The organism is Bacillus sp. RO2 (genome assembly GCF_012911845.1).
Lineage (GTDB): Bacteria > Bacillota > Bacilli > Bacillales > Bacillaceae_I > Sutcliffiella_A.
Window position 1 is genome coordinate 94366 of the sequence record NZ_JAAXCU010000041.1, and the last position, 20905, is coordinate 115270.

The window sequence follows — 20905 nt, forward strand, 5'->3', positions numbered from 1 at the left end:
AACAAAGATCCTAAGCAATCCGAGTACTTACAAATCCCATTATATAGCCGTTCACCAGCTGTTCTACTGAGGAAACATAAGAGAGCATAGAAGAAATTAGTAAATAAAATTATCCCAATTGCAAAGTATATAGTTTCCATGAATCCCATTAGATTTGTAACATCCTTTAACACTACCTCTATACAAGTTTTATAAACTAACTTACACCTTACCTGCTAGATATCCAAACATGGTAAAGCAGAGTATCACAATAATAAATATGAATATGGCATATAAGAGGATTAGCACCCTCGCTACAAACCAATTAAACCGCGCATAAATACTAGGTGCTGCCCACTGAGTCAAACCGAAAATCGGGGAAGCCATAGTCTTCAGGAAATCAAAATCCAAAGTAAGCCAGCGATAAAATCCTCTGACTGCTGACCGGCTTAGTAAATACAACAGGGCAAAAAAGCCATTTATCAATAAGAAAAACCCTAGCATACAAAAAAAAACGCGATATATTTCATTAATTTTGCATCCTTTTATACTAATGCTACTTATGTTGTTGAAACTAACTTACTTAAATCAATGCCTCATTTCCACATTCATTTACTGATTTTATAAAGTATACCCAAACCCGATAAAGCAGAGTATTACAATAATAAATATAAATACGGCGTAAAAAACTAGCAGCACCCTCGCTACAAACCAATTAAACCGTTCATAAATACTAATTGCCGCCCATTGTGTCAACCCCATTATTGGGAAATATAAGACACTCAGAAGGCCACCATAAGTAACCCATTTATAAAAGCCATTCCCAGCGGATTTGCTAAGTATATATAAGAGGGCAAAAAGGAAATTTAATAATAATAATGCCCCAAGCATAAAGAAAACAGTTCCAATCAATTCCATTACGTATCTAGCATCCTTTACAAACTCTCAAAATTATTACTACTTCTTAATTACCACCAGTCTTCCACAGCTCCAAACATATAAAAGCAAACTATCGCCATTATAAATATCAAAACAGAATACAAAATTATCAACACTCTAGCTACAAACCAATTAAATCGCTCATACAAACTACTTGCCGCCCATTGAGTTAAACCGATTAGCGGAAAAGACATAGTTATTAGAAAATCCAGATCATGGGTAATCCATCGATAAAACCCGTTTCCTACAGATCTGCTAAGTATATATAAGAGGGCGAATAGAAAATTAAATAATAAAAATGCAGCGAGCGCAAATAGAATTGTTCCGAATACCTCCATTAAAACCTAACCATCCTACATCACGACCTATAAGTTATTAGGGCAACTACTATTTTTTGCTACATTCATTTACTATTACATCCGATCTGTAAAATAACCAAACAGGCTAAAGCAAAGCAATGAAACAATTAATATAAATATGGCATAAAAAACCATGAACACTCTTGCTACAAACCAATTATATTTCTCATATAAACTACTTGCCGCCCATTGAGTTAGCCCAAATATTGGGGCAAAGATAATCGCCAAAAATTCTAGATCATGAGTAACCCAACGATATAATCCATTTCCTGCTGATCTACTAAGAATATATATAAGGGCAAAGAAGAAATTAAATAATATAAATGCCCCAAGAGAACCAAAAGAAACTGCAAGAATTTGCATTACGTATCTAACATCCTTAAACACTACCTTTTTATTTTATTTAAAATTGACATTAACCTATCCACCCAAAAAGGGAATCCTTTGCATCACTTATTGCATTCTTTGCACTATCTAGTGCATCTTTAGCCTTTTCTACACCATCGTGCCATTTCTCTCCAACTGCTGCTCCAGCTTCACTTGCCCATTTGTTAGTATATTTTGAAGCCCATTCACCAACTGTAGCTCCTATGGCACTTCCTACTACCGCGCCCGCTGCTGCTCCAAATGGTGCAAAAGGGCCCGATAGAACGCCTCCTATAGCCGCGCCGACATAAGCACCTGCTGTAGCACCTGCTACACTCCCCGCTACTTTATTTACTTCTTCTCCAATAACGCGTCCGGTTACCGAAGATTTTTCTCTACCTTGTAACCCCTCCATCTCACTCAATCTTTTTGAGGAGTTAGTAAAAATAGAGAATACCCCAACCACAACAGTCGCACCTGCAGACGCTTTTGCCGCAACTTTCTTAAATGCTTCCTTTGGAATGACCATTTTTGTTGATGAGTGCTGAACAATCTTACCTTTAACAACTCCATTTAAAGAACTGTTCTCGGTAACCTTTTTCCAAATAGTACCCTTTAACTTCTCCACAGTACTTCTCGGATCCTTAAATCCTTTTCCAAGCGAGGCCTTTTGAGCTTTCAAGGTTTTCTCTATATTCCTATACTGCTTGGAAGTCCTATTAATCTTCTGAATGAGTAACCGTGACCATTTGGGCCCAATTCTACCTTTAAGAAACTGAGAAACTTTCCTATTATACTTAAACGTATAATGATTCTTCTTCTTCGTGTATTCGATACGCAGAAGCTTCGACTTATGTGCTGCCATCATAACCGCCAATGGCGCGAAGGAATCAAAAGCACCATCCTTAATAGCATGGAAAATACTTTTCGACTCATCCTTCCCTCCCGTGTCCGGTCCATCCCCATCCATATTACTTTCATGGGATAACAACAAATTAAGCGCACGTTCACTAATCGAGTTACCGTTAAGAGTCGTACCCGAAGAACTACCAGGCGCGTTCACACCTGTTGTCATCGCTTCACCTGCCAACTTCTCTAGCAACGAACCCGATTCATACCCACTAATGCTGATCTTCTTGGCATTGAACATGGAATTAATTTGTTCAATATAACCGGATGCAACCTGGCTGCTCTCAGAAACGGCATCTAATTTCCTGGTTTGTTCCTGATCAAATACATGCAGTTTCTCAAGCGTTTGGTCAACATCTTTCTCGGCCATCCGGACCTGATCGACAAAGCCATCTTCCCTTATGTTGGGCAAGGAAACAATGTCGCTTACAGAATAGAGGACCTGATTTGTTTCGATTGCTAAGTCTGTGGTCATGCGCCTTGCATTATCCAGTGCGCGCGGTATATCGTTTTGCAAAAAGCTTTCATTAATATAGCCGGAACTTGATGGTTCCACCGACTGAAGAGCACTTTTCATTCCGTTTAATGTGTTCTTGAATTCATCAAGCATGGATTGATAGTAGGTCAAAAAAGGAATATGGCAGTCCTGATAAAATGCTCGAATTGCCTGTCCACCCTGCCCCTTTAAGGCATCTTCCAGGCCGACAATCCCCATGACATCATTATGTATCTTTTCTACTTCTTTTTTTTGCAGTTCCAATTTCTCTAGCATGGATTGAAGTTCCATTTGGAGCGAATTCACTTCTAAAATTTTCATTTTTTCATTCACCACCCACGTTCATTTAAAACAGTTAGTTTAATTTTACCAATCAGCCAACTTGTTTAGAATAGGTGTTATGGTTTATGTTTAATCTAGATAGCAAGCTCCTACTTCTAAATTTGTAACTTTTCTACCATACAAATGTTTGGGTTTCTTGGCATGCATAAAACATTCGCTCTAGGTTATTTCCTTTTTTTCACATTCCCATTTTATGAAAAGGCGAAACTCCGAATTTTACAATTACATTTTGTCGAATGGCAATTATATGACCTCAATTGGACAATAAAATGAGAAAGTGTTAATAAAATAAAAAGTTGGCCAATAAATCATAAATTTGGACAATAAAACAAAACAATCACGCTGAGGAGATGCCACATTGACTACAAAAAATAAATTCGACTATCTATCAGAGACCGATAGATTAATAGTAAGACCATTAAAGAAAGAAGACTATGAAAACTGGTTACATGAATATGAAAGCAGGTTACCTTCCCAACATCCATATGATGAAGGAAAAATGGATATGAGCATTTGTACACTGGAATGGTTTCACAATCTAGTGGATAAACATCAAGAATTGGCACTGGAAGACAAAGCTCATATATTTGGAGTGTTTAGAAAAAATGATGGGACTCACATCGGCATGATTGATTTTTCCACCTTTGCAAGAGAAGATTTTCAATGGGGGAGGATTGGTTATACCATACATAATCAATATTGGAGAGCAGGTTACGGGAAAGAAGCAGTAAATGTAGCACTTACGATTGCTTTTCAAGAGTTGAACTTCCATCGCATTGAAGCTCATATAAACTTGGATAATACCCCTTCTATAAAATTGGCAGAAAGTGTCGGCATGGAATTTGAATGTATTCGGAAAGGCTTTATTTTCGAAAACGATGAGTGGACCGACAACTTGGTATATTATAAAAACGCTAATTAAAGCTTTAGGGACAGGCACGGCGCTACACATGGGTCGCCGTGCCTGTCCCCTCAACCCTTAATTCATTCCGTTCCATTCCCCTTGATTCTTAGAGGATTTTTCTTTTTTGGCTTTCTCTTTATGAGCTTGGTTAGCTGCAGCACTACCTAATTCCTTAGAGAATTCAGCGTCTGTTTGGCTAGCGTCAAAGCCTTTTTTATTCTTTTGTTCCGCATCTGTTTTGCCGTTTCTTTTCGCCATGGTAGGTATCCCTCCATTTCCTTTTTGATGTCGTGGGGACAGGTACTGTGACCCAAATGGGTTGGCGTGTCTGTCCCCTCAGCCCGTATACTTTCCCCTACTTTTATCCAAACTATCCTTATCTTTGTTATTAACAGGAGGGTTTATTTTGTCCCAGGATGGAATAAACTATTTATTTCCATATCAAAAAAATGTCCTCAGAAACGAAGGCATTTTTTCAAAACTTATTATTCTCCGTAATTTAATTGCCAGTGTACACCAAACTTATCAGTTACTTGTCCGTAAAGCTTGCTCCAGAAGGTTTCTTGCAGTTCCATATCAACCTTTCCGCCTTCTTTTAGTTGCTCAAACCAAGATGTTAAATCATCTGTGCTATGGCTAACCAGTGCCAATGTAACATTGTTGCCTTGAATATATTCTTGCCCCGGGAAGGTGTCAGAGAACATCACATTGCTTCCATCTATTGAGAGGCGGGTATGCATGATGCGACCTTTCGCCTCCTCTGGAAGTGGATAATCCGGATGTTGCGGACTTTCCCCAAAAGTCATAATCTGAGGAGCTTCTGTTTGAAACACCTTTGCATAAAATTCAACCGCTTCTCTACAATTCCCATCAAATACAAGATAAACATCTACAGACACAAGCTTCACCCCTAGTATTTAATACGTACAATTCTATTTTATCCGAATGTTCTATTAATAGACACTACCAAAAGGAACTTCTTCAACTAAAAAATCAATCTTCTCTTCCAAACACCCGAACCTTTTTACTAGACTTCCATAAAATAATAGAAGAATAGGAGGTGAATAGATGAAAACATACCACTATAAAAATGATTCAGGGACTACTTATTATCCCAACCAAAAGAAAAACTCCAAGGATACCAATAGCTACGTTGATTGTTGTGGACATGGCGATGGGGAAAGAGATCGACCAAACCCTGCATTCAGGGCTTTAAAAGAGAATATTCAGCCACTTACAGCAGGTGTTTCCTCAAAAATAACGTTTGAACAAGAGCAATTTGACATTGGAAGCATTTATAAACCTAACTCTTCCACCTTTGTTCCCCGTGAGAGTGGTGTCTACTATGTAGCAGCTAGCTTTACTTTTGCACCAAGCGAAAACGTGCCCTATCGTACACGCGCAGACATTGTTGTCAACGGCATCACCGTCCAAGTCGACAATGATTACTGGGATCAACTCGCAAATCTCAACGTAGTCAATGTGTCCGCAGTCCTACAACTACAAGCCTGCGACCATGTCGAAATTTTCGGCCAAAGCTCAGTCGACGGCTTCATCGAACCAGACATTGAAATTCCAAACTTTGCTTATAGCTCCAACTTTGAAGCGTTTAAGGTCTCGTAGGGGACAGGCACTGTAACCGACGCACCGTCCTATGAAAAAAAGGACGTTTCTATTGCTATCACCCAATTCATGGTCCAAGCAAATGCAACGTCCCTTCTTTCTATGGGCCTAAAAAATAGTAACCAACAGCCATAAACAAAAAGAAACTAAATGTCATAATAAAATTTAAAATAGCCAATAAATAATGCTTCCCCACTAATCCGAACGCTAGACCAATCGGACCAACAACAAAGGTCAACATCCAAAACGGACTGGCAATGTGCATGAACACATTTGGTATCCACAGAAGCACACAAATGACAAAACAAACTAGCGAGGTAATCTTTAGTGATTTCTTACTCATACTCCTATCACCACTTTCCGGATCATCTAGTTGATAATAGAATCTATGAACAGAAAGGCGGAAAGTTGCACCTTTCTGTTTTTTTATTTGACCTTTGTTTTTCACCTTTTAACCATTTTCAGCACTCCACAACCCATTACAAATAGGTTGAGGAACTTGCCCCTTACACCACCGGCTTAAACTCCACTACTGATGACAGCTTTATCAAAGTAGACGGCTCTCCAAAAGGCAAGGTCGCATCAATGAATTCTTCAAGTACTTTCACTGATTCCGCTACCACCTTCACTAAATAACTATATTGACCTGCCAGTCGATGGTACTCCACTACAACCGGATGCTCTCTGCAAAAGTCCCTGAACTTCTTCCCTTGCTTGGTGTCAAAAAGGATAAAGGCTGTCACGTTTTTATCAAGTTTTTCTGGATCCACAATTGCATGGTACCCTTTTATCACTTCTTTATCTTCAAGCTTTTTTACCCGCTCATTTGTTGCTGGGGTGGAAAGCCCAACCCTTTTTCCTAGTTCTGTCATCGACATCCGAGCATTTTCTTGAAGATGACGAAGGATGCTCTGATCAATCTCATCCATATAATTTCCCTCCTCACCAATAATATTTAAGTAGTTAACTATTATTATAATAAAATTGCATGAGATTGACGCAAATTACCTTCAAAAAGCCATGTGAATAAATCCATACACTCTATAAAATATAACTAACTTAAAGTAAGGGGGATAACAACAAATGGAGATCTATCAAGCTACTATGAAAGACCTAGAAGGGGCTGCAAATTTATTTAATATGTATCGGACTTTCTATCAACAAACATCAGATTTAGATGGGGCTAAGGCTTTCATAAAAAATCGCTTAGAAAATGAGGATTCGGTAATATACATTGCAAAAATTAATCATGAATATGTCGGATTCACCCAACTCTACCCCACCTTTTCATCCATATCAATGAAACAAGCGTGGATATTAAATGATATGTTTGTAGATTCAATGGCCAGAAACCAAGGAGTTGGAGGAAAGCTTCTACAAAAAGCAAAGGAATTTGCTAATCAAACAGGTGCTAAAAGTATTTCGTTAGAGACAACACCAGATAATGTAGGAGCTCAGCGATTATACGAAAAAAGCGGATATAAAAAGGATGATCAATTTTACCATTATTACCTGGAACTTAAGGAGGGCTAAACCCGGTTGCTCCATTCAATTGCTCCATCCATTTCATGAATAATTCCATCCCTTTTCATATCCCTAAGTCAATTAACATATATTGGTTTATGTTAATGATTAGGAGGGGAACGGGTGGATGATTTCTTTTTAATTTTATCTCTTATTTCCATCTTAGCATTTCTTATTGGCATGATTAAGCCCAGTATAGTATTGTCATGGTCACCTGAAGCCAAAAGAAAAAGAAAGTATGTAGCGATGTATTTTGGAATTGCAACAGTGGCCTTTTTTATTTTATTTGGAATAACTACACCTCCCATAAGCGAGAGTACAGTTAAGAGCGAACAAAGAGATAGTGAAGAAGAATCAGAGATAGCAGATAATGAGCCAGTGGAGGATGAGGAAGAAGAAAAGGCTAAAGAAGAAGCGGAAGAACAAGCTAGAAAAGATGCTGAAGAGCAAGCTAAAAAAGAAGCCGAAGAGCAAGCTAAAAAAGAGGCTGAAGAGCAAGCTAAAAAAGAGGCCGAAGAGCAAGCTAAAAAAGAGGCCGAAGAGCAAGCTAAAAAAGAGGCCGAAGAAGCAGCAAAAAATGCGGAAACCATGTCACAAACCCAAGCAGTTCAAATGGCAGAAGACTACCTTCATTACACCGCATTTTCAAGAAGCGGCTTGATAGCACAGTTAGAATTTGAAGGTTTTAGTAATGAAGATGCTACTTATGCTACAGATAAACTCCAGGTAGATTGGCAAACCCAAGCAGTCAAAAAAGCGGATGATTACCTTAGCTACACTGCATTTTCAAGAAGTGGCTTGATCGCACAGTTAGAGTTTGAAGGTTTCAGTAATGCGGATGCTACTTATGCTGTCGATCAACTCAATGTAGACTGGCAAGCACAAGCAGTCCAAATGGCTCAAAACTACCTTGATTACACGGCATTCTCAAGAAATGGATTAATCCAACAGCTAGAATTTGAAGGTTTTAGCAATGAGGATGCTACTTATGCTGTGGACGAAGTAGGGCTGTAGACCAGGTTCCTTGACGATCTCCACTACCCATCCACCATACCAAAGAGACATGCCGATGCAGCATGTCTCTTTCACATTTAGTTAACAGAAGAAAAATGGGTCGGCGTGTGCCTGTCCAATCGCTCCCCCTAAAACCCAACAGTAAACTCCTCGCCCTCTCTAATCTTCTCTTCCTGATCATTAACCACTTCACTTGTCTTGATTGTCAGGTTCTTCAGTCCTTCTGGGTTGCTCTCGTCTATAATGAGGCCGAGGCTTCCGACTTTTTCTTCACCTGGTTTTAGTTCGCCGTTTAGTTCTTCAATGTAGAAGTCTTCTTCCCATGTCACGGTTTCTCCTTGGTCGGTGGCAAGCTCTGCGACCGGCGCAAAGTGAAGGGGTTCTTCGCTGTTGTTTTTCACCTTTACATTCACTCGAACATACGGGAATTCCACTTCTTCATGGGTTAAGCCATGGAAATAGTCCACCAAATCAGGTGACGGGCGGTAGTTCATGACCTTCACCTCTTCAATCGTCATGGTGATATCTCCTATTTGCTTGGTTTCGTTTAGATTGACATATTGCTTAAGAGTGATTACACCATCCTCGTCTTCCAGCGTTTCGCCCACTTGTTTTAGTTTTCTGTCGTCAGGAGCTTGTGGACTGTCTTGGAACGTTTTAGGAGTAGACTCCGTTGACTCCACCTCATTTGTATTTCCTGAAGCAGAATTCTGTTCTTTTCCCACATCCCCCAAGGAACAGCCACCTAAAAACAAAGCCGCCATACCAACGATGAAAAAACGTTTAACTGACATGAAAAGTACCTCCTATAAATGAAGCATCCCGAGAAGAACTCGGAATGCTTTTAAAATTAGTCGTCAATTCGATCGTAATTAACGCCGTTACTTATCATCTTTATGCTTGTCTTTACCTTTTCGCGATTCTTTCAAAATATTGAAGATTTCTTTTGCTGTGTCGGTGTTATCGATTTTACCCGTAAATTTATCCATACCAGGGCCGTATGCATAAACGGACACGTCTTCCCCAGTGTGACCGTCTGTTGTCCAGCCTGTTCCTGTACGAAGGTCAAAGATTTTTTCGATGGCATTGTCGATTTCAATAAGTTCGCCACCACTTGTTTCTTTTGCATCCTCAACAGATTGAATTTCTTCTTCTGTCAACTCAAGGTCAATATATTTTTTTAATGTTTCTTGAACAGGTGCACCTTCTGCAATTTTCTTAGCGATGAAGTCAGGTGTCTTCTTCGCAGCTTTGATTGCAGCTGGATCCCATTTGTATTCGCCGTCACGTCCCATAGCCATTCCTCCAGTGGAGTGGTCAGCTGTCGCAATAACTAGCGTGTGCTTGTCTTTTTTCGCATAGTCAATTGCTGCTTGGAAGGCTTCTTCAAAGTCTTGCATGTCACTCATTGCACCGACAACGTCATTATCATGGCCCGCCCAGTCAATTTGGCTTCCTTCTACCATCAAGAAGAAACCTTTTTCATTGTTATCAAGGCGGTCAAGTGCAGAGACCGTCATTTCTTTAAGAGAAGGCTGTTCCTCAGGACGATCAATCATTTTTTCTAACCCTTTTGGTGCAAAAAGACCTAGAATTTGCTCGTTATCATCATTTGCCATTTCCTCAGCAGTTGTTACATAGGAATAGCCGTCTTTTTCAAATTCTTTTGTGAGATCACGATCTTCACGTTCGAAATAGCTTGTCCCACCACCAAGAAGGACATCGACTTTATGTTCACCATTGATTAGATCGTCGTAGTAATCATCTGCAATTTGATTGTAGTTATTACGAGATTCATCATGCGCTCCAAATGCTGCTGGAGTCGCATGGTTGATTTGGGAAGTTGCTACTAGTCCAGTAGATTTCCCGTTCTCTTTTGCTTGCTCCAGGACAGTTTTCACGTCTTTTTTATCCATATCAACAGCAATAGCGCCGTTATACGTTTTAATTCCAGCAGACATGGAAGTTGCAGCAGCTGCGGAGTCCGTTACGCTTTCCTCTTCATCCGAAGAATGAGTGGACTGCATCCCAACAAGATAAGGATCGTACGCCGTTTCTTCCATCTCTGGAGTGTTCGGATCATCCTTAAGGGTACGATACGCACTTGTATAAGAATTCCCCATTCCATCTCCAATTAGGAAAATAACATTGCGGATTTCTTCTTTATTATTATCATCTTTTTTAGCGGAAACTTGGTTCATTGCAACCCCACTTACTGCAAGAGTAGCAACCATGGATACCGTTAGTAGTTTTTTAGAAAACATAATAACCTCCTGGAAAATGAATTTATCAATCTCACTTACAGGAGTTAGTATACTAATATATTATTAAGCCACCCTTAAGCCAACGTAAAGATTGATTTACAAGCGTATTACAAGGAAGAGCTGTGGGGACAGGTTCCTCGATCCACTAATCTCATTTACAGGACATAAATGGGTAACGGTGCCTGTCCCCTTGACTCCCTCCCTATGCTAAAAGCCTCATTTTTTGCGTTTTACATAATTTTTACACAATTTCCAAACCTCCTGATGTACGCTATGTATGTAACGAAGCACCCACGAGGAGGAGAAACGGTTTGAATCATTTTAACAAGAAAGTTCGCGGCTTATTTATTTTCCTATTTGTTTTTACCCTTGCATGCTCCCACGCCGTACCTGATAAGATGAGCGCTGCAGGTTCCGGTACTTGGAGCTCTCCGTTTACTGTGAGTCAAGCGAACTCCAATCAAAACGGTTCTACTAACACGGTTGAAGGCTATGTAGTGGGGCAACCAACGGCTACCAATACAGTGGTTACAAGCAATTTCCCTAACGACTACGCACTAGCGTTAGCCGACAGCCCGTCTGAAACAAGCACTTCCACTATGATTTATGTTCAGATTCCTTCTTCCTTCCGTTCAGGCTATGGATTGCAGAGCAACCCGGACCTAATGGGGAAAAAATTGAAGGTCACTGGTTCTTTAACAGCTTACTTTTCTCATTCAGGTATCAAAAACGCATCTGCATTTGAGGTTGTGGATGGCGGGACCACAGACCCTACTGACCCACCACCAAGCTATGATTCCTATTACAGTTCTGCAGAAGGTAAAACAGGTTCCGCATTAAAAACAGCGCTACATAACATCATCGACGATCACCAAACTCTATCCTATGATGCAGTGTGGGATGCGCTGCGTAATACAGACGAAGACCCATCAAACGCTAACAATGTTCTTTTATTGTATACCGGCCGTTCTCAATCCAAGTTCACAAACGGAGGCGGAGTAGACGACTGGAACCGCGAGCATGTTTGGGCAAAATCCCACGGTAACTTCGGTACAACTCAAGGTCCTGGAACAGACCTTCACCACCTGCGTCCAACCGATGTGACGGTAAACTCCTCCAGAGGTAACCTGGACTTTGATAACGGGGGAAGCCAACATGCTGAAGCACCAGGAAACTATTATGACAGTGATTCCTGGGAGCCGCGTGATGAAGTAAAAGGCGACGTAGCACGCATGATTTTCTATATGGCGGTTCGCTATGAAGGAGACAGCGGGGAGCTAGATTTAGAGCTTAATAACGTAGTAAACAACGGCAGTGCCCCTTACCACGGCAAACTGTCCGTCCTGCTACAATGGCACGCAGAAGACCCGGTGGATGCAAGAGAAATCCGCCGCAACAATATCATTTTCGAAAACTACCAAGGAAACCGAAATCCATTTATCGATCATCCGGAATTTGCGGAGATGATTTGGTAGGCAGGGTTGAGGGGACAGGCACGGCGACCCAACGATAAATTTAAAGCTATATTTAAAGCTATATATAGCGAATCATATATTGAGAAGGAGACATGCCGCATGGGCATGTCTTTTCATTTTTACAGTTCTATGAAAAATTAATCTCCGTTAAAATGGATAACAAACCAACAAAGGCTTGAGGATCATACCCCTCAAACCTAACTTATATAGGAAAAGAACATTATTAAACTTTAAAGGAGAAACGGGCCAGCGTGCCTGTCCCGGCAACCCAAAAAGGGTTTTCCCTGTCCCTATAGAATAATTTACTTTGTAGCTATTTTTGAGATTAGGGAGTTGGCCTTGTGGGGGAGTTAGTACATATTCGCGGTACGAATCTATATGTGGAGGAGTTTGGGGAAAATAATGAGGTGGCCTTGTTGTATTTGCACGGTGGGCCTGGTGCTAACTGCCTTGATTTTTGTTATGAACAGGCAAAATTGTTAGGGGAAAAGCTTAGAATCATTGCACTTGATCAGCGAGGTGTACTTCGTTCTGACCCTATCAAGGAAGGTACGGATATTGGTTTAGATGAAATTATTGCAGATTGCGAGGCTTTAAGGGAGCAATTAGGCATTCAATCATGGACTGTCCTAGGTCATTCCTTTGGTGGTTTTATTGCACTAAAGTATACACATGAACTTCCTCATTCTGTGAAAAAGATAATCTATGAGGCGCCAACTTTTGATTTAGGGTTATCTAGTAAATCCATGATTAAACGTGCCCTCCTACTATTGGGTCCTAATCACGAGTATAACCGCTACATCCAACAGGATTCCTATACTACCAAAGAGCTTTGGAATGCGATAGGTAAGGTTTATCAGGAATTAGGAGAAGAGAAAAAGGATTCAATCTATCTAAAATCATTCGAGCCTTATGAGTTAAATAGCATCTATGAAAAGGCCCAACTTCCGTCTGAATTATGGGGACGCTCGCAAAAATACACCCAAAAGCTTGAGGAAGAAGGCATGATGTTTGAAAGCCAGCTTCCCCTCATCCCATTGGTAAATCAGCCTTCCCTACTTTTACATGGAGAGTTTGATCCAGTCTTATGCGAGCACCAGAAAAAATATTTCATAGAGAACGCTCCCGCAAGTAAAACGGTTGTATTTGAACACAATGCTCACTTTCCCCGATTAGAGGAGCCGCAAAAGTATCGGGACGAAGTGGTAAACTTTGTATTAGAAGCAGTTCCTAGTCAGTAAGGAACACTACATATAAAAAGGAGGAACTATCATGAACCGTTTAAATATCATTACACTCGGCACAAAGGACATCATGAAGGCACATAAGTTTTACAAGGACCTAGGCTTTGACACGTCCATCAGAGGACCGGAATCCGCTCCAGCCATTATCTTCTTTAAAAATGAAGGAACAAGGATCGCGCTGTATCCGGTTGAAGAATTAGCGAAAGACGTTAATAAACAGCAACCTCCTGAGATTGGAAAAGGGTTTCCCGGAATCACCCTGGCTTATAATACAAAATCAATAGATGAAGTGGACGAGGTCATGAAGAAAGCAGAGTTAGCAGGAGCGACCATTCAGAAAAAGCCGCAGAAAACGGACTGGGGTGGCTATAGCGGGTACTTCACCGATCTTGACGGTTACTATTGGGAAGTTGCATACGGAGAGTTTTGGGAGTTTGATGAATCGAATATGTTGGTCATTGAAGACATGTGAATAAGCTACAGGTGCTGCCCTGTAGCTCAAGTAAAATATTGATTTTATTTAATTTTGCAATTCTTTTATATTAAGAATTTACTTATCTCATGTGCACTTTTTCGCTAACAAAACTAGAATGTTGTCTTTATTTAGGTTTATTTCTTGTTCTAATATTAAGATTGGTTTAACTTCTTACCCACTGAAGGATTGCAACTAAAAGTTATCTACAGTAATATTGCCGTGTATATTATCTAAAATAAGCTTCACAGCATTAGAGTCCGTATTTGATTCATAATAGCTACTATTTCCTAATGTCCATGTCCTGTTACCACCTATTTTTCCTACCACAGTTTTTGCTAGAACATTTATTGGATTTTCTTCGTTCATAGTAATCTCAATATTACCATTTTTTAATGAAATTTCACTTTCACTTGTTACAGATAGTTCGTTTAAAGTTATATTTGAATCCACTGCTGTTAAAGATAACTTTCCATTTAAACGGTCTGCATTTATGTTACCACTAGTAATGTCCCACTCCATAAGACCCTCAATATCTTTAACAGTTAAATCTCCTTTTTTTACATTTAAAAATAGTCCTTGGTCTAAATGTTTAGCCTTAATATCTCCTGATTCTACGTTAACACTAACTTTAACTTGTTTCGGAACTCTTAAATTTAAGGACGAACTGGTGGTAACTATACCATTCTTTTTAAAGTCTTCCATTGTTAGCAGTACTTTATCATTTTTCAATTTAAAGTTGCAACAATTATTATATAGTTCTTCTGCTTCGGCTTTATTCTTTGCTTTAATTATAACTGTTCCTTCCAAGATAATATTGTCCCCGTCGATCCCCTCAATCACTAAATCACTTTTAGATGCCTTAATATCCATTTTATTGCCCTTAAAGTCCGTTACTTCATTAGAATAATTAAATTCAAAAGGTTTATAACTATCTATATTACTTAATGCAGGGATTGCTCTATAAACAATAAATATAATGAATATTGCCAGTAATCCGACAATTGAACTTAGAATTAACTTATAAATTTTGCTCACTCCTTAAGATTATACTCGAAATAAATATTATCATTTTTATTAAATAAATCTCTCATTCTATTTTGAACACAACTTGATTCTAATTTTAACAGCATTTCCAATATTTCAAAAAAATTCATTCCATCCATTAAGTCATTTGTATAAGAAATTGTAAACTTGTTAATTGAATCTAATAATAACAATTTATTTCCTATAGCTTTTTTTATAGTTCGATGAAAGTTTATATCCTCTGGTTCCTTTTTGAGCACATCATTTATTACAGTTATAATATTTTCTTTTAAATCATGGATTTGATTGCTTGTCCCACTTAAAGAAATGAAAGAATAGTTTGGACCTGTGGTGTATGAATAACCAAAATCATCATTAACTAAATTCAATTCTTTTAGTCTAGTAGATATCTCAGATCCCGGCCCTAGATACATATCTAATCCTACACGCGTACTGAGTAAAGTACTAATATCATTTGTGTAATTAGTTTCCCTTACCCCAATTAAAAATTGCACCGCCTGCTTATGCATATTTTCATATGGGAATTTAGATTCCAAATAAGCAGGTTTTTTATAAACTCTAGTTATCGTATTCCTTGGGGGTGACAAATAATCCATTTTTTTAAAAGTTCTATTTATTAAATCCGAAAAATCAAATGGATTAACATCTCCTACCACAACCAATTTCATGTTATTTGGTATATAATAAGAACTATGTGCTTCATCTAGTATTTTTTTGTTAAGTAGTTTTATACTATCTATAGTTCCAGCTACATCTTCCGATATGGGGGAATCAGGGTACATTTGCTTCATTAAGCTGTTGAAAATTAACCAATCTTTCTTATCTTCGTACAATAAAAGTTCTTCTAATATTATTTTTTTTTCAATTTCGATATCTTTCAAAGTGAATTCTGGAATATAAAGTGAAGACAATAATTTTTCTATAAAAACACTTATATTATTTGCAAATGAGAAAATGAAGTTAGTTGATTTATAGTCTGTAAATGCCCCTACAGAACCACCATTATTTAAAAAAGTATTTTTAATAGAGTTTTCTCCATTTTGCGTAATTAGTAGATGTTCTAAAAAATGTGCTGTGCCTAATGGTAAATTATTTTCCTTATTCTCATTGTCAAGAAAAGTATTGTCATTACCTCCAAAGTTAACACTTAACACACCCATCGTTTGAGAGGAGTCTTCTTTTGGTAATATGTGCACCTCTAAGCCGTTTTGCAATTTTTCTTTGTACAAAGATATGCCTAAGTCTTTATTTATATATTGCTTCATAATAAAGCCTCTTTCTTACTTTTTGTTTTAAATATAGTATCTAGTTTTAATTTGTTTGCTAAATTAATTATGTCCTCTACTGTAATTTGGTCTAGAGTGTTCAATATCTCTTTTTCATCGTAATGATAATTAAGTATTTCTCCGTCTAAATGGATATCAATTATAGTTGACATCATATCTAAGCCGGTTATGATGTAATGTTTTATAAGATTTATAGCCGAGCTCACTTCAGATTTTACTATTTCCCCTTCTTTTAATTGTTGAAGTTCTTCATTAACTATATTTATTACTTCTTCGTAATGTTCCTCATTAAGAGCTATGTTTATTAATAATATTCCTTTGTAATGTTCTATTTCTGAGCTTAAAAAATATGTAAGCCCTCTTTCACTCCTTATTTTTTTATGTAATCTAGAGTTTGGCGAGTTTCCAAAAATAGCATTGAAAACCATTAAAGATAAATAGTGTTTAGAGGTGAAATTGGTTTGTGTTTTAAAACCAATTACCAACCGACCTTGTGCTGTTTGGACATTCTTTTCTACTACTTGGATTAGTTTATTTTGTGGAGAAGTCATATTTTGAGGCAAGTTTGGACTTTTCCCATTATTGTTACCTAGGTTTTTAAAGATTCTTTTTATGACCTTTTCCTTTTCGTCGATATTCCCTATTACATGTACATGTATCGAGGAATTCTCCAAAATATCTAAATATACTTTGTAAAGCTTTTCTGTGGTTATATTTTTAATTTCTTCCAAAATTCCGTACACAGGTATACTAAATGGCTCACCAGATGTCATTGCCCTTAAACACATCTCCTGGACAAAATATTCAATACTTGCTTCCGATTCATGGATAGTATTTTTTAGCACTTCTATCCCCCTATGCACTTTTTCAGCACTAAAGCCTTTATCTCTTAGTGGGGAGTATAGTACGTCAGATAGAAATGTGAAAGCTTCGTCAAGTAATTCGAACTGTGTGTAATTTTTATTGTAGGGAAATAACAGTTTTAGTTCTAAAACCTGTAAATCACCTTTTCTATTAATACTAATATTGAATTCACCACCATATAAATCTTCAAGTTTCATTTGAAGATCAGACGGTATCAATACTGATTGTAATAAAGCAACAGAAGAAACCTTCTGCAAACTAATAGGCAATAATAAATTTACCGTAATAGTAGTATTTCTAAATTTTTTGTTGTCTTGAACATGAGCACTGATGTTTCCAATAGATTCAGTTAAGAAAGAAGCTGTCTCTTCTTCCAAAAGATAAAGTTTTGCATTTGCAACATCCAGTCCTAAGGTTGAAGAACCTATATCCCTCTTTGTTTTCCAATCAAAACGCATATCTGCTTTATCTTCTTCTATACTTCGGTGCCAGGATATTACCTGATTATGATGCCGATCCCAAAGTCTCCATAGTTCTGGTTGGTCTAATAATGCTTTATTAAAGATTTGAAAAGTTTTATTACAAGCTTCTTGTATTTTATTATTTTCTACATAAAAAGGTTCATGGAAATGGATTCTTTTCTTTCCTTCCGGAGTTTGACTGGTAATAATAACGCATATTTTTTTGTGTGTCTGTTCTAATATTCTAAAGATACCGCTTCTTACCCTTATTTTTGAAGTTACTAGAGATGTTTCAAGGTCATAAGCGTCTTCATTAAATCCACTATTTCCATCAAGAAACAATAAAAAGGAATTTTTTTTCTTTAGTAAGTAATGCAGTTTAACCCCTATCAAATTCGATTCAGAAACTAAAAGGTTAACGCCTGCATGTCTTCTCGTATCATTCCACCCATTTAATAAGTTTTCAGCATTAAATGAATCCCTGTCTACTACTACACTAAACTTTTTTTCATGATTACTTATATTATCCCGCAGTTCCTTTATTATTGGATTTAAATTATGGCGATAATCACCATAGTGCCAAGTTAAAAAGGCACCTCCTTCGTTTAATATCTCAGATATATACTCTTTACCAATAATTTCATCCCAGTGATTATCTAGAATTGGATCTAACCTTATATCATTTATATGGTTGTTGTAAACCATATGATCTAACCAAATTTTTTCTAAAGACTTGGTTTGAGTTGTTGGCTTTAATTCCATGGTAATATTCATTAAAGAAAGGAATTTTTCTATCGGTATTCCAAATTTACGATAATAATCTAATATCATTTCTTCTTTTTCGAAGGAAGTTCTATTTGTAATGTCCTGAATGTTTAATAACATGCTAGTCTTCACCTCTTCTAACTTTAATATGTGTGCCAACCCCATCTAGTAAATATATTAGGATTTGAAGGGCTGCTTCATAATTTTTAGGGATATCTTCATCATTTTGTACTCCCTGTCCTTCCACCAAATCCACCCCTATTAAACTAGGGCAATTTGACAAAACACTATATAAACAATTTCGTATGGTAGATAAAGAAGCTCCACCACTGACTGGAAAATCAACATATTGAAAATCACTAGGATCTAGGCAATCGATATCAAAGGATATATAAGCTGAAGCAGCTGGATGTTTTTGTTTCACATCAGTCATTATTTTTTTTATTAGTTCTGGAGACATGTCGCTACTAGCAACTTGAATCAACTTAGGATGCTTATAGATTTGCCCCACTGACCTTATCCCGCGTACTCCAATCTGGATGATAGCTGCAATTTTCTCGTGTTCTAGAAGAAATTTAATAAAATTTGCATGATAAATATCATTTTCTCGATAGGGGGATGTTCCACAGTCACTATGTGCATCAAACACAATTAACACTACGGGATCCGAAAGCTCTTTTTCAAAACTTTTTAGAATACTGTATGTTAGTGAGTGATCGCCTCCTAGTGAAAATAAGATGCTATCTTGTCTTTTTATATGGAGAATGACATCTTTTATATTTTCTGGAATAAATGTTTTTGGTGTAAAGTCCCCCAAATCTTCAAATATAAGCCCCTCCATAAGAACATTATCATTACCATATTCAATAAGCCCAGAAGTCATAACGTTGTCAGTCCTTATATATATAGGTTTTGTTTGTGAAAGTCTTCTTAGCGTAGAAGGAAAATGACATACAGTAGAATTAGCATTACCTGATTTTTCAGAAATACTAGCTCCTATTATTGTTACTTCTGGACTAGGATGGCCATTAACAGGACAAAAATTAAAGAATTCTCCTTGTGTTTTTTCCAATATACACCCTGCAGGCTCTCTCTTTTGTAAAGACTCGTTTTTTTCAACTTCAAAAAACTCAGAGAACTCTATATCAGCACCTAAATGTCCAGATTTGTAATCATCTAATATATAAAGTGCTTTCATTTTCAACCTCCTAACTGTAATTTTGCTTTTGGTAAATTGGAAACTCCTAGTTTTTTACGTATTACGACTAAGCCATAAAATATACCTGATATGCCTATTACATTTAACACACTTATGGTGACGTAAAAAAATTCTATTCTTTGATACGATCTAGTTAAATACCAACTAATCGCTATTATTAATATGAAATATGCTAGATTAAGCACCACTGCTTGCAACCCTTTACCTAGCTGTTCTAATAATAATAAAGTTGTCAACATTGGCCCCATTATAATGTAGGATAGAGCTACAATACCCAGGTATTCCGTTGTGAACTCTGCAACTTCATTAGATTCTACTAATATGGAAGAAATGAAATTTCTGCTAAAGTAAACTGCTATTCCTATACCTAGATATAAATAAAATGCTGTCTGAATACCTTTTTTGTATGCATCATACGCCCTCTCTAAACGTTCACCACCTATATTTTGGTTAATTATTATTCCAATTGCTGAACCAAGAGAAATTGCCACGATCAGTACCATGGTCTGCACTCTATAAGCTACTCCAAACCCTGCTATTGCTTCCTCTCCAAACGGACTTACAATTTTATTAAAGAAAAAGGTACTTACGAAGATAAGGACATATGATAGCGCTACAGGAATTCCTATGGATTTTAGTTTTTGTAATCCTAAAGTTTCAAATTCAAATCCTTTAATATCTAATTTTAAAATTTTATTTCTAATCAAATAATACATACTTAAAGATAATGATATAAAAGAAACAATTAAATTGGCCCATACAATACTCATAACTCCAGTTTGAGCATATGTAACAAATAAAAACACAAGTAATATATTTGAAAGAGCCGTAAAAACACTAATTAAACTAGAAATTTTAACTAGACCAAAGCCTCTTAAGCTTGACATTGCTAAAGCATTTAATACTACTATGATATTGGCAAAAACCATATATCTTGCGAAGGAAATAAATTCATTGACTATAAGGTCGTTAACCTTAAAGAAAGCTGCAATCCATGGAGCTATTATACTTAATACAATGGCAATCACTGTGCTTACTATAACGCCATATAAAAGGAAATTTTTAATAAGTAAGGATATTTTCTTTTCATTCTTTCTTCCCTTCTCAATCGCAATTGCAACTTGATTTGAAATTTGGAACCCTTCAATATAAGCTGTCATTAAGAAAGAAATCGGTAGAAATAAACCCACAATGTATAATGCCACTTTATCTTCATGCCCCATAAAAAATGTATTAGCTATTTGTGTAGTTACTGTTACCGTTGATGCTAATAACATTGGTAGAAAGACCTTATATATTAGGGGGGAAATTCCGTCATTTAAATAATCCAACTTTTTAAACATCTCACCACTC

The 20905-nt window shown here is 37.3% G+C and carries 21 protein-coding genes; 7 read left to right on the forward strand and 14 right to left on the reverse strand.

What is annotated here, in order from left to right:
• Nucleotides 1–947: 947 nt before the first annotated feature.
• The 3 genes from HF078_RS10535 to HF078_RS10545 form a co-directional block, all read right to left on the reverse strand.
• Nucleotides 948–1256: a hypothetical protein gene (locus tag HF078_RS10535; RefSeq protein WP_169291110.1), complete on the reverse strand. Its 309-nt coding sequence runs from the start codon at nucleotides 1254–1256 to the stop codon at nucleotides 948–950.
• A gap of 75 nt (nucleotides 1257–1331) precedes the next feature.
• On the reverse strand, nucleotides 1332–1640 hold the full coding sequence (locus HF078_RS10540; RefSeq protein ID WP_169291111.1) for a hypothetical protein: 309 nt from the start codon (nucleotides 1638–1640) through the stop codon (nucleotides 1332–1334).
• A 52-nt stretch (nucleotides 1641–1692) separates the two neighbouring features.
• Nucleotides 1693–3369, reverse strand: coding sequence for a ribonuclease YeeF family protein (locus HF078_RS10545; RefSeq protein WP_169291112.1), 1677 nt, complete (start codon nucleotides 3367–3369; stop codon nucleotides 1693–1695).
• A 379-nt stretch (nucleotides 3370–3748) separates the two neighbouring features.
• Between HF078_RS10545 and HF078_RS10550 the strand changes: the two genes are divergently transcribed.
• The gene (locus HF078_RS10550; RefSeq protein ID WP_169291113.1) at nucleotides 3749–4312 is read left to right on the forward strand and encodes a GNAT family N-acetyltransferase; all 564 of its coding nucleotides are present in this window, start codon (nucleotides 3749–3751) and stop codon (nucleotides 4310–4312) included.
• 57 nt (nucleotides 4313–4369) lie between these two features.
• On the opposite strand, the gene HF078_RS10555 is transcribed toward HF078_RS10550, so the two are convergent.
• Together HF078_RS10555 and HF078_RS10560 are read right to left on the reverse strand one after the other, a co-directional pair.
• Nucleotides 4370–4552: a hypothetical protein gene (locus tag HF078_RS10555; RefSeq protein WP_088017127.1), complete on the reverse strand. Its 183-nt coding sequence runs from the start codon at nucleotides 4550–4552 to the stop codon at nucleotides 4370–4372.
• Nucleotides 4553–4779: 227 nt separating this feature from the next.
• Nucleotides 4780–5193 (reverse strand): VOC family protein, encoded by a 414-nt coding sequence (locus HF078_RS10560; RefSeq protein ID WP_169291114.1) that lies wholly within the window; start codon nucleotides 5191–5193, stop codon nucleotides 4780–4782.
• A gap of 169 nt (nucleotides 5194–5362) precedes the next feature.
• On the opposite strand from HF078_RS10560, the gene HF078_RS10565 reads away from it, so the two are divergent.
• Nucleotides 5363–5917 (forward strand): C1q-like domain-containing protein, encoded by a 555-nt coding sequence (locus HF078_RS10565; protein WP_169291115.1) that lies wholly within the window; start codon nucleotides 5363–5365, stop codon nucleotides 5915–5917.
• A gap of 100 nt (nucleotides 5918–6017) precedes the next feature.
• Here the strand turns inward: HF078_RS10565 and HF078_RS10570 are convergent, their stop codons facing one another.
• Together HF078_RS10570 and HF078_RS10575 are read right to left on the reverse strand one after the other, a co-directional pair.
• A complete protein-coding gene (locus HF078_RS10570) occupies nucleotides 6018–6260 on the reverse strand; it encodes a hypothetical protein (protein ID WP_169291116.1) in 243 nt (80 codons plus the stop codon).
• Between the two features lie 163 nt (nucleotides 6261–6423).
• Complete coding sequence (locus HF078_RS10575; protein ID WP_169291117.1) at nucleotides 6424–6846, reverse strand: Lrp/AsnC family transcriptional regulator; 423 nt, start codon at nucleotides 6844–6846, stop codon at nucleotides 6424–6426.
• Between the two features lie 154 nt (nucleotides 6847–7000).
• Between HF078_RS10575 and HF078_RS10580 the strand changes: the two genes are divergently transcribed.
• Together HF078_RS10580 and HF078_RS10585 are read left to right on the forward strand one after the other, a co-directional pair.
• Nucleotides 7001–7450: a GNAT family N-acetyltransferase gene (locus HF078_RS10580; RefSeq protein ID WP_169291118.1), complete on the forward strand. Its 450-nt coding sequence runs from the start codon at nucleotides 7001–7003 to the stop codon at nucleotides 7448–7450.
• 114 nt (nucleotides 7451–7564) lie between these two features.
• A complete protein-coding gene (locus HF078_RS10585) occupies nucleotides 7565–8455 on the forward strand; it encodes an Ltp family lipoprotein (RefSeq protein ID WP_346775332.1) in 891 nt (296 codons plus the stop codon).
• A gap of 128 nt (nucleotides 8456–8583) precedes the next feature.
• Here HF078_RS10585 and HF078_RS10590 read toward each other — a convergent pair whose 3' ends face one another.
• The gene (locus tag HF078_RS10590) at nucleotides 8584–9249 is read right to left on the reverse strand and encodes a DUF4352 domain-containing protein (RefSeq protein ID WP_169291119.1); all 666 of its coding nucleotides are present in this window, start codon (nucleotides 9247–9249) and stop codon (nucleotides 8584–8586) included.
• Between the two features lie 87 nt (nucleotides 9250–9336).
• A complete protein-coding gene (locus tag HF078_RS10595; protein ID WP_169291120.1) occupies nucleotides 9337–10719 on the reverse strand; it encodes an alkaline phosphatase in 1383 nt (460 codons plus the stop codon).
• 398 nt (nucleotides 10720–11117) lie between these two features.
• Here HF078_RS10595 and HF078_RS10600 point away from each other — a divergent pair, with 398 nt between their 5' ends.
• The 3 genes from HF078_RS10600 (at nucleotide 11118) to HF078_RS10610 (ending at nucleotide 13910) form a co-directional block, all read left to right on the forward strand.
• Nucleotides 11118–12194, forward strand: coding sequence for an endonuclease (locus tag HF078_RS10600; RefSeq protein ID WP_240951728.1), 1077 nt, complete (start codon nucleotides 11118–11120; stop codon nucleotides 12192–12194).
• A 341-nt stretch (nucleotides 12195–12535) separates the two neighbouring features.
• Nucleotides 12536–13435, forward strand: coding sequence for an alpha/beta fold hydrolase (locus tag HF078_RS10605; RefSeq protein WP_169291122.1), 900 nt, complete (start codon nucleotides 12536–12538; stop codon nucleotides 13433–13435).
• Nucleotides 13436–13466: 31 nt separating this feature from the next.
• Nucleotides 13467–13910, forward strand: a complete 444-nt coding sequence (locus HF078_RS10610) for a VOC family protein (protein WP_169291123.1) — start codon at nucleotides 13467–13469, stop codon at nucleotides 13908–13910.
• Between the two features lie 195 nt (nucleotides 13911–14105).
• Here the strand turns inward: HF078_RS10610 and HF078_RS21195 are convergent, their stop codons facing one another.
• Genes HF078_RS21195 through HF078_RS10635 form a run of 5 tightly spaced genes read right to left on the reverse strand, consistent with a single transcriptional unit; the run spans nucleotide 14106 to nucleotide 20895 of the window.
• The gene (locus HF078_RS21195; RefSeq protein ID WP_169291124.1) at nucleotides 14106–14948 is read right to left on the reverse strand and encodes a DUF4097 family beta strand repeat-containing protein; all 843 of its coding nucleotides are present in this window, start codon (nucleotides 14946–14948) and stop codon (nucleotides 14106–14108) included.
• Nucleotides 14945–16222, reverse strand: coding sequence for an EF-P 5-aminopentanol modification-associated protein YfmH (gene yfmH / locus HF078_RS10620; RefSeq protein ID WP_169291125.1), 1278 nt, complete (start codon nucleotides 16220–16222; stop codon nucleotides 14945–14947). Before yfmH ends, HF078_RS21195 begins: the two co-directional genes overlap by 4 nt.
• Nucleotides 16219–18453 (reverse strand): M16 family metallopeptidase, encoded by a 2235-nt coding sequence (locus HF078_RS10625; RefSeq protein ID WP_169291126.1) that lies wholly within the window; start codon nucleotides 18451–18453, stop codon nucleotides 16219–16221. The genes yfmH and HF078_RS10625 overlap by 4 nt, the downstream gene beginning before the upstream one ends.
• Before the next feature lies 1 nt (nucleotide 18454).
• Nucleotides 18455–19531 (reverse strand): arginase family protein, encoded by a 1077-nt coding sequence (locus HF078_RS10630; protein WP_169291127.1) that lies wholly within the window; start codon nucleotides 19529–19531, stop codon nucleotides 18455–18457.
• 2 nt (nucleotides 19532–19533) lie between these two features.
• The gene (locus HF078_RS10635) at nucleotides 19534–20895 is read right to left on the reverse strand and encodes an MATE family efflux transporter (RefSeq protein WP_169291128.1); all 1362 of its coding nucleotides are present in this window, start codon (nucleotides 20893–20895) and stop codon (nucleotides 19534–19536) included.
• Between the last annotated feature and the right edge of the window lie 10 nt (nucleotides 20896–20905).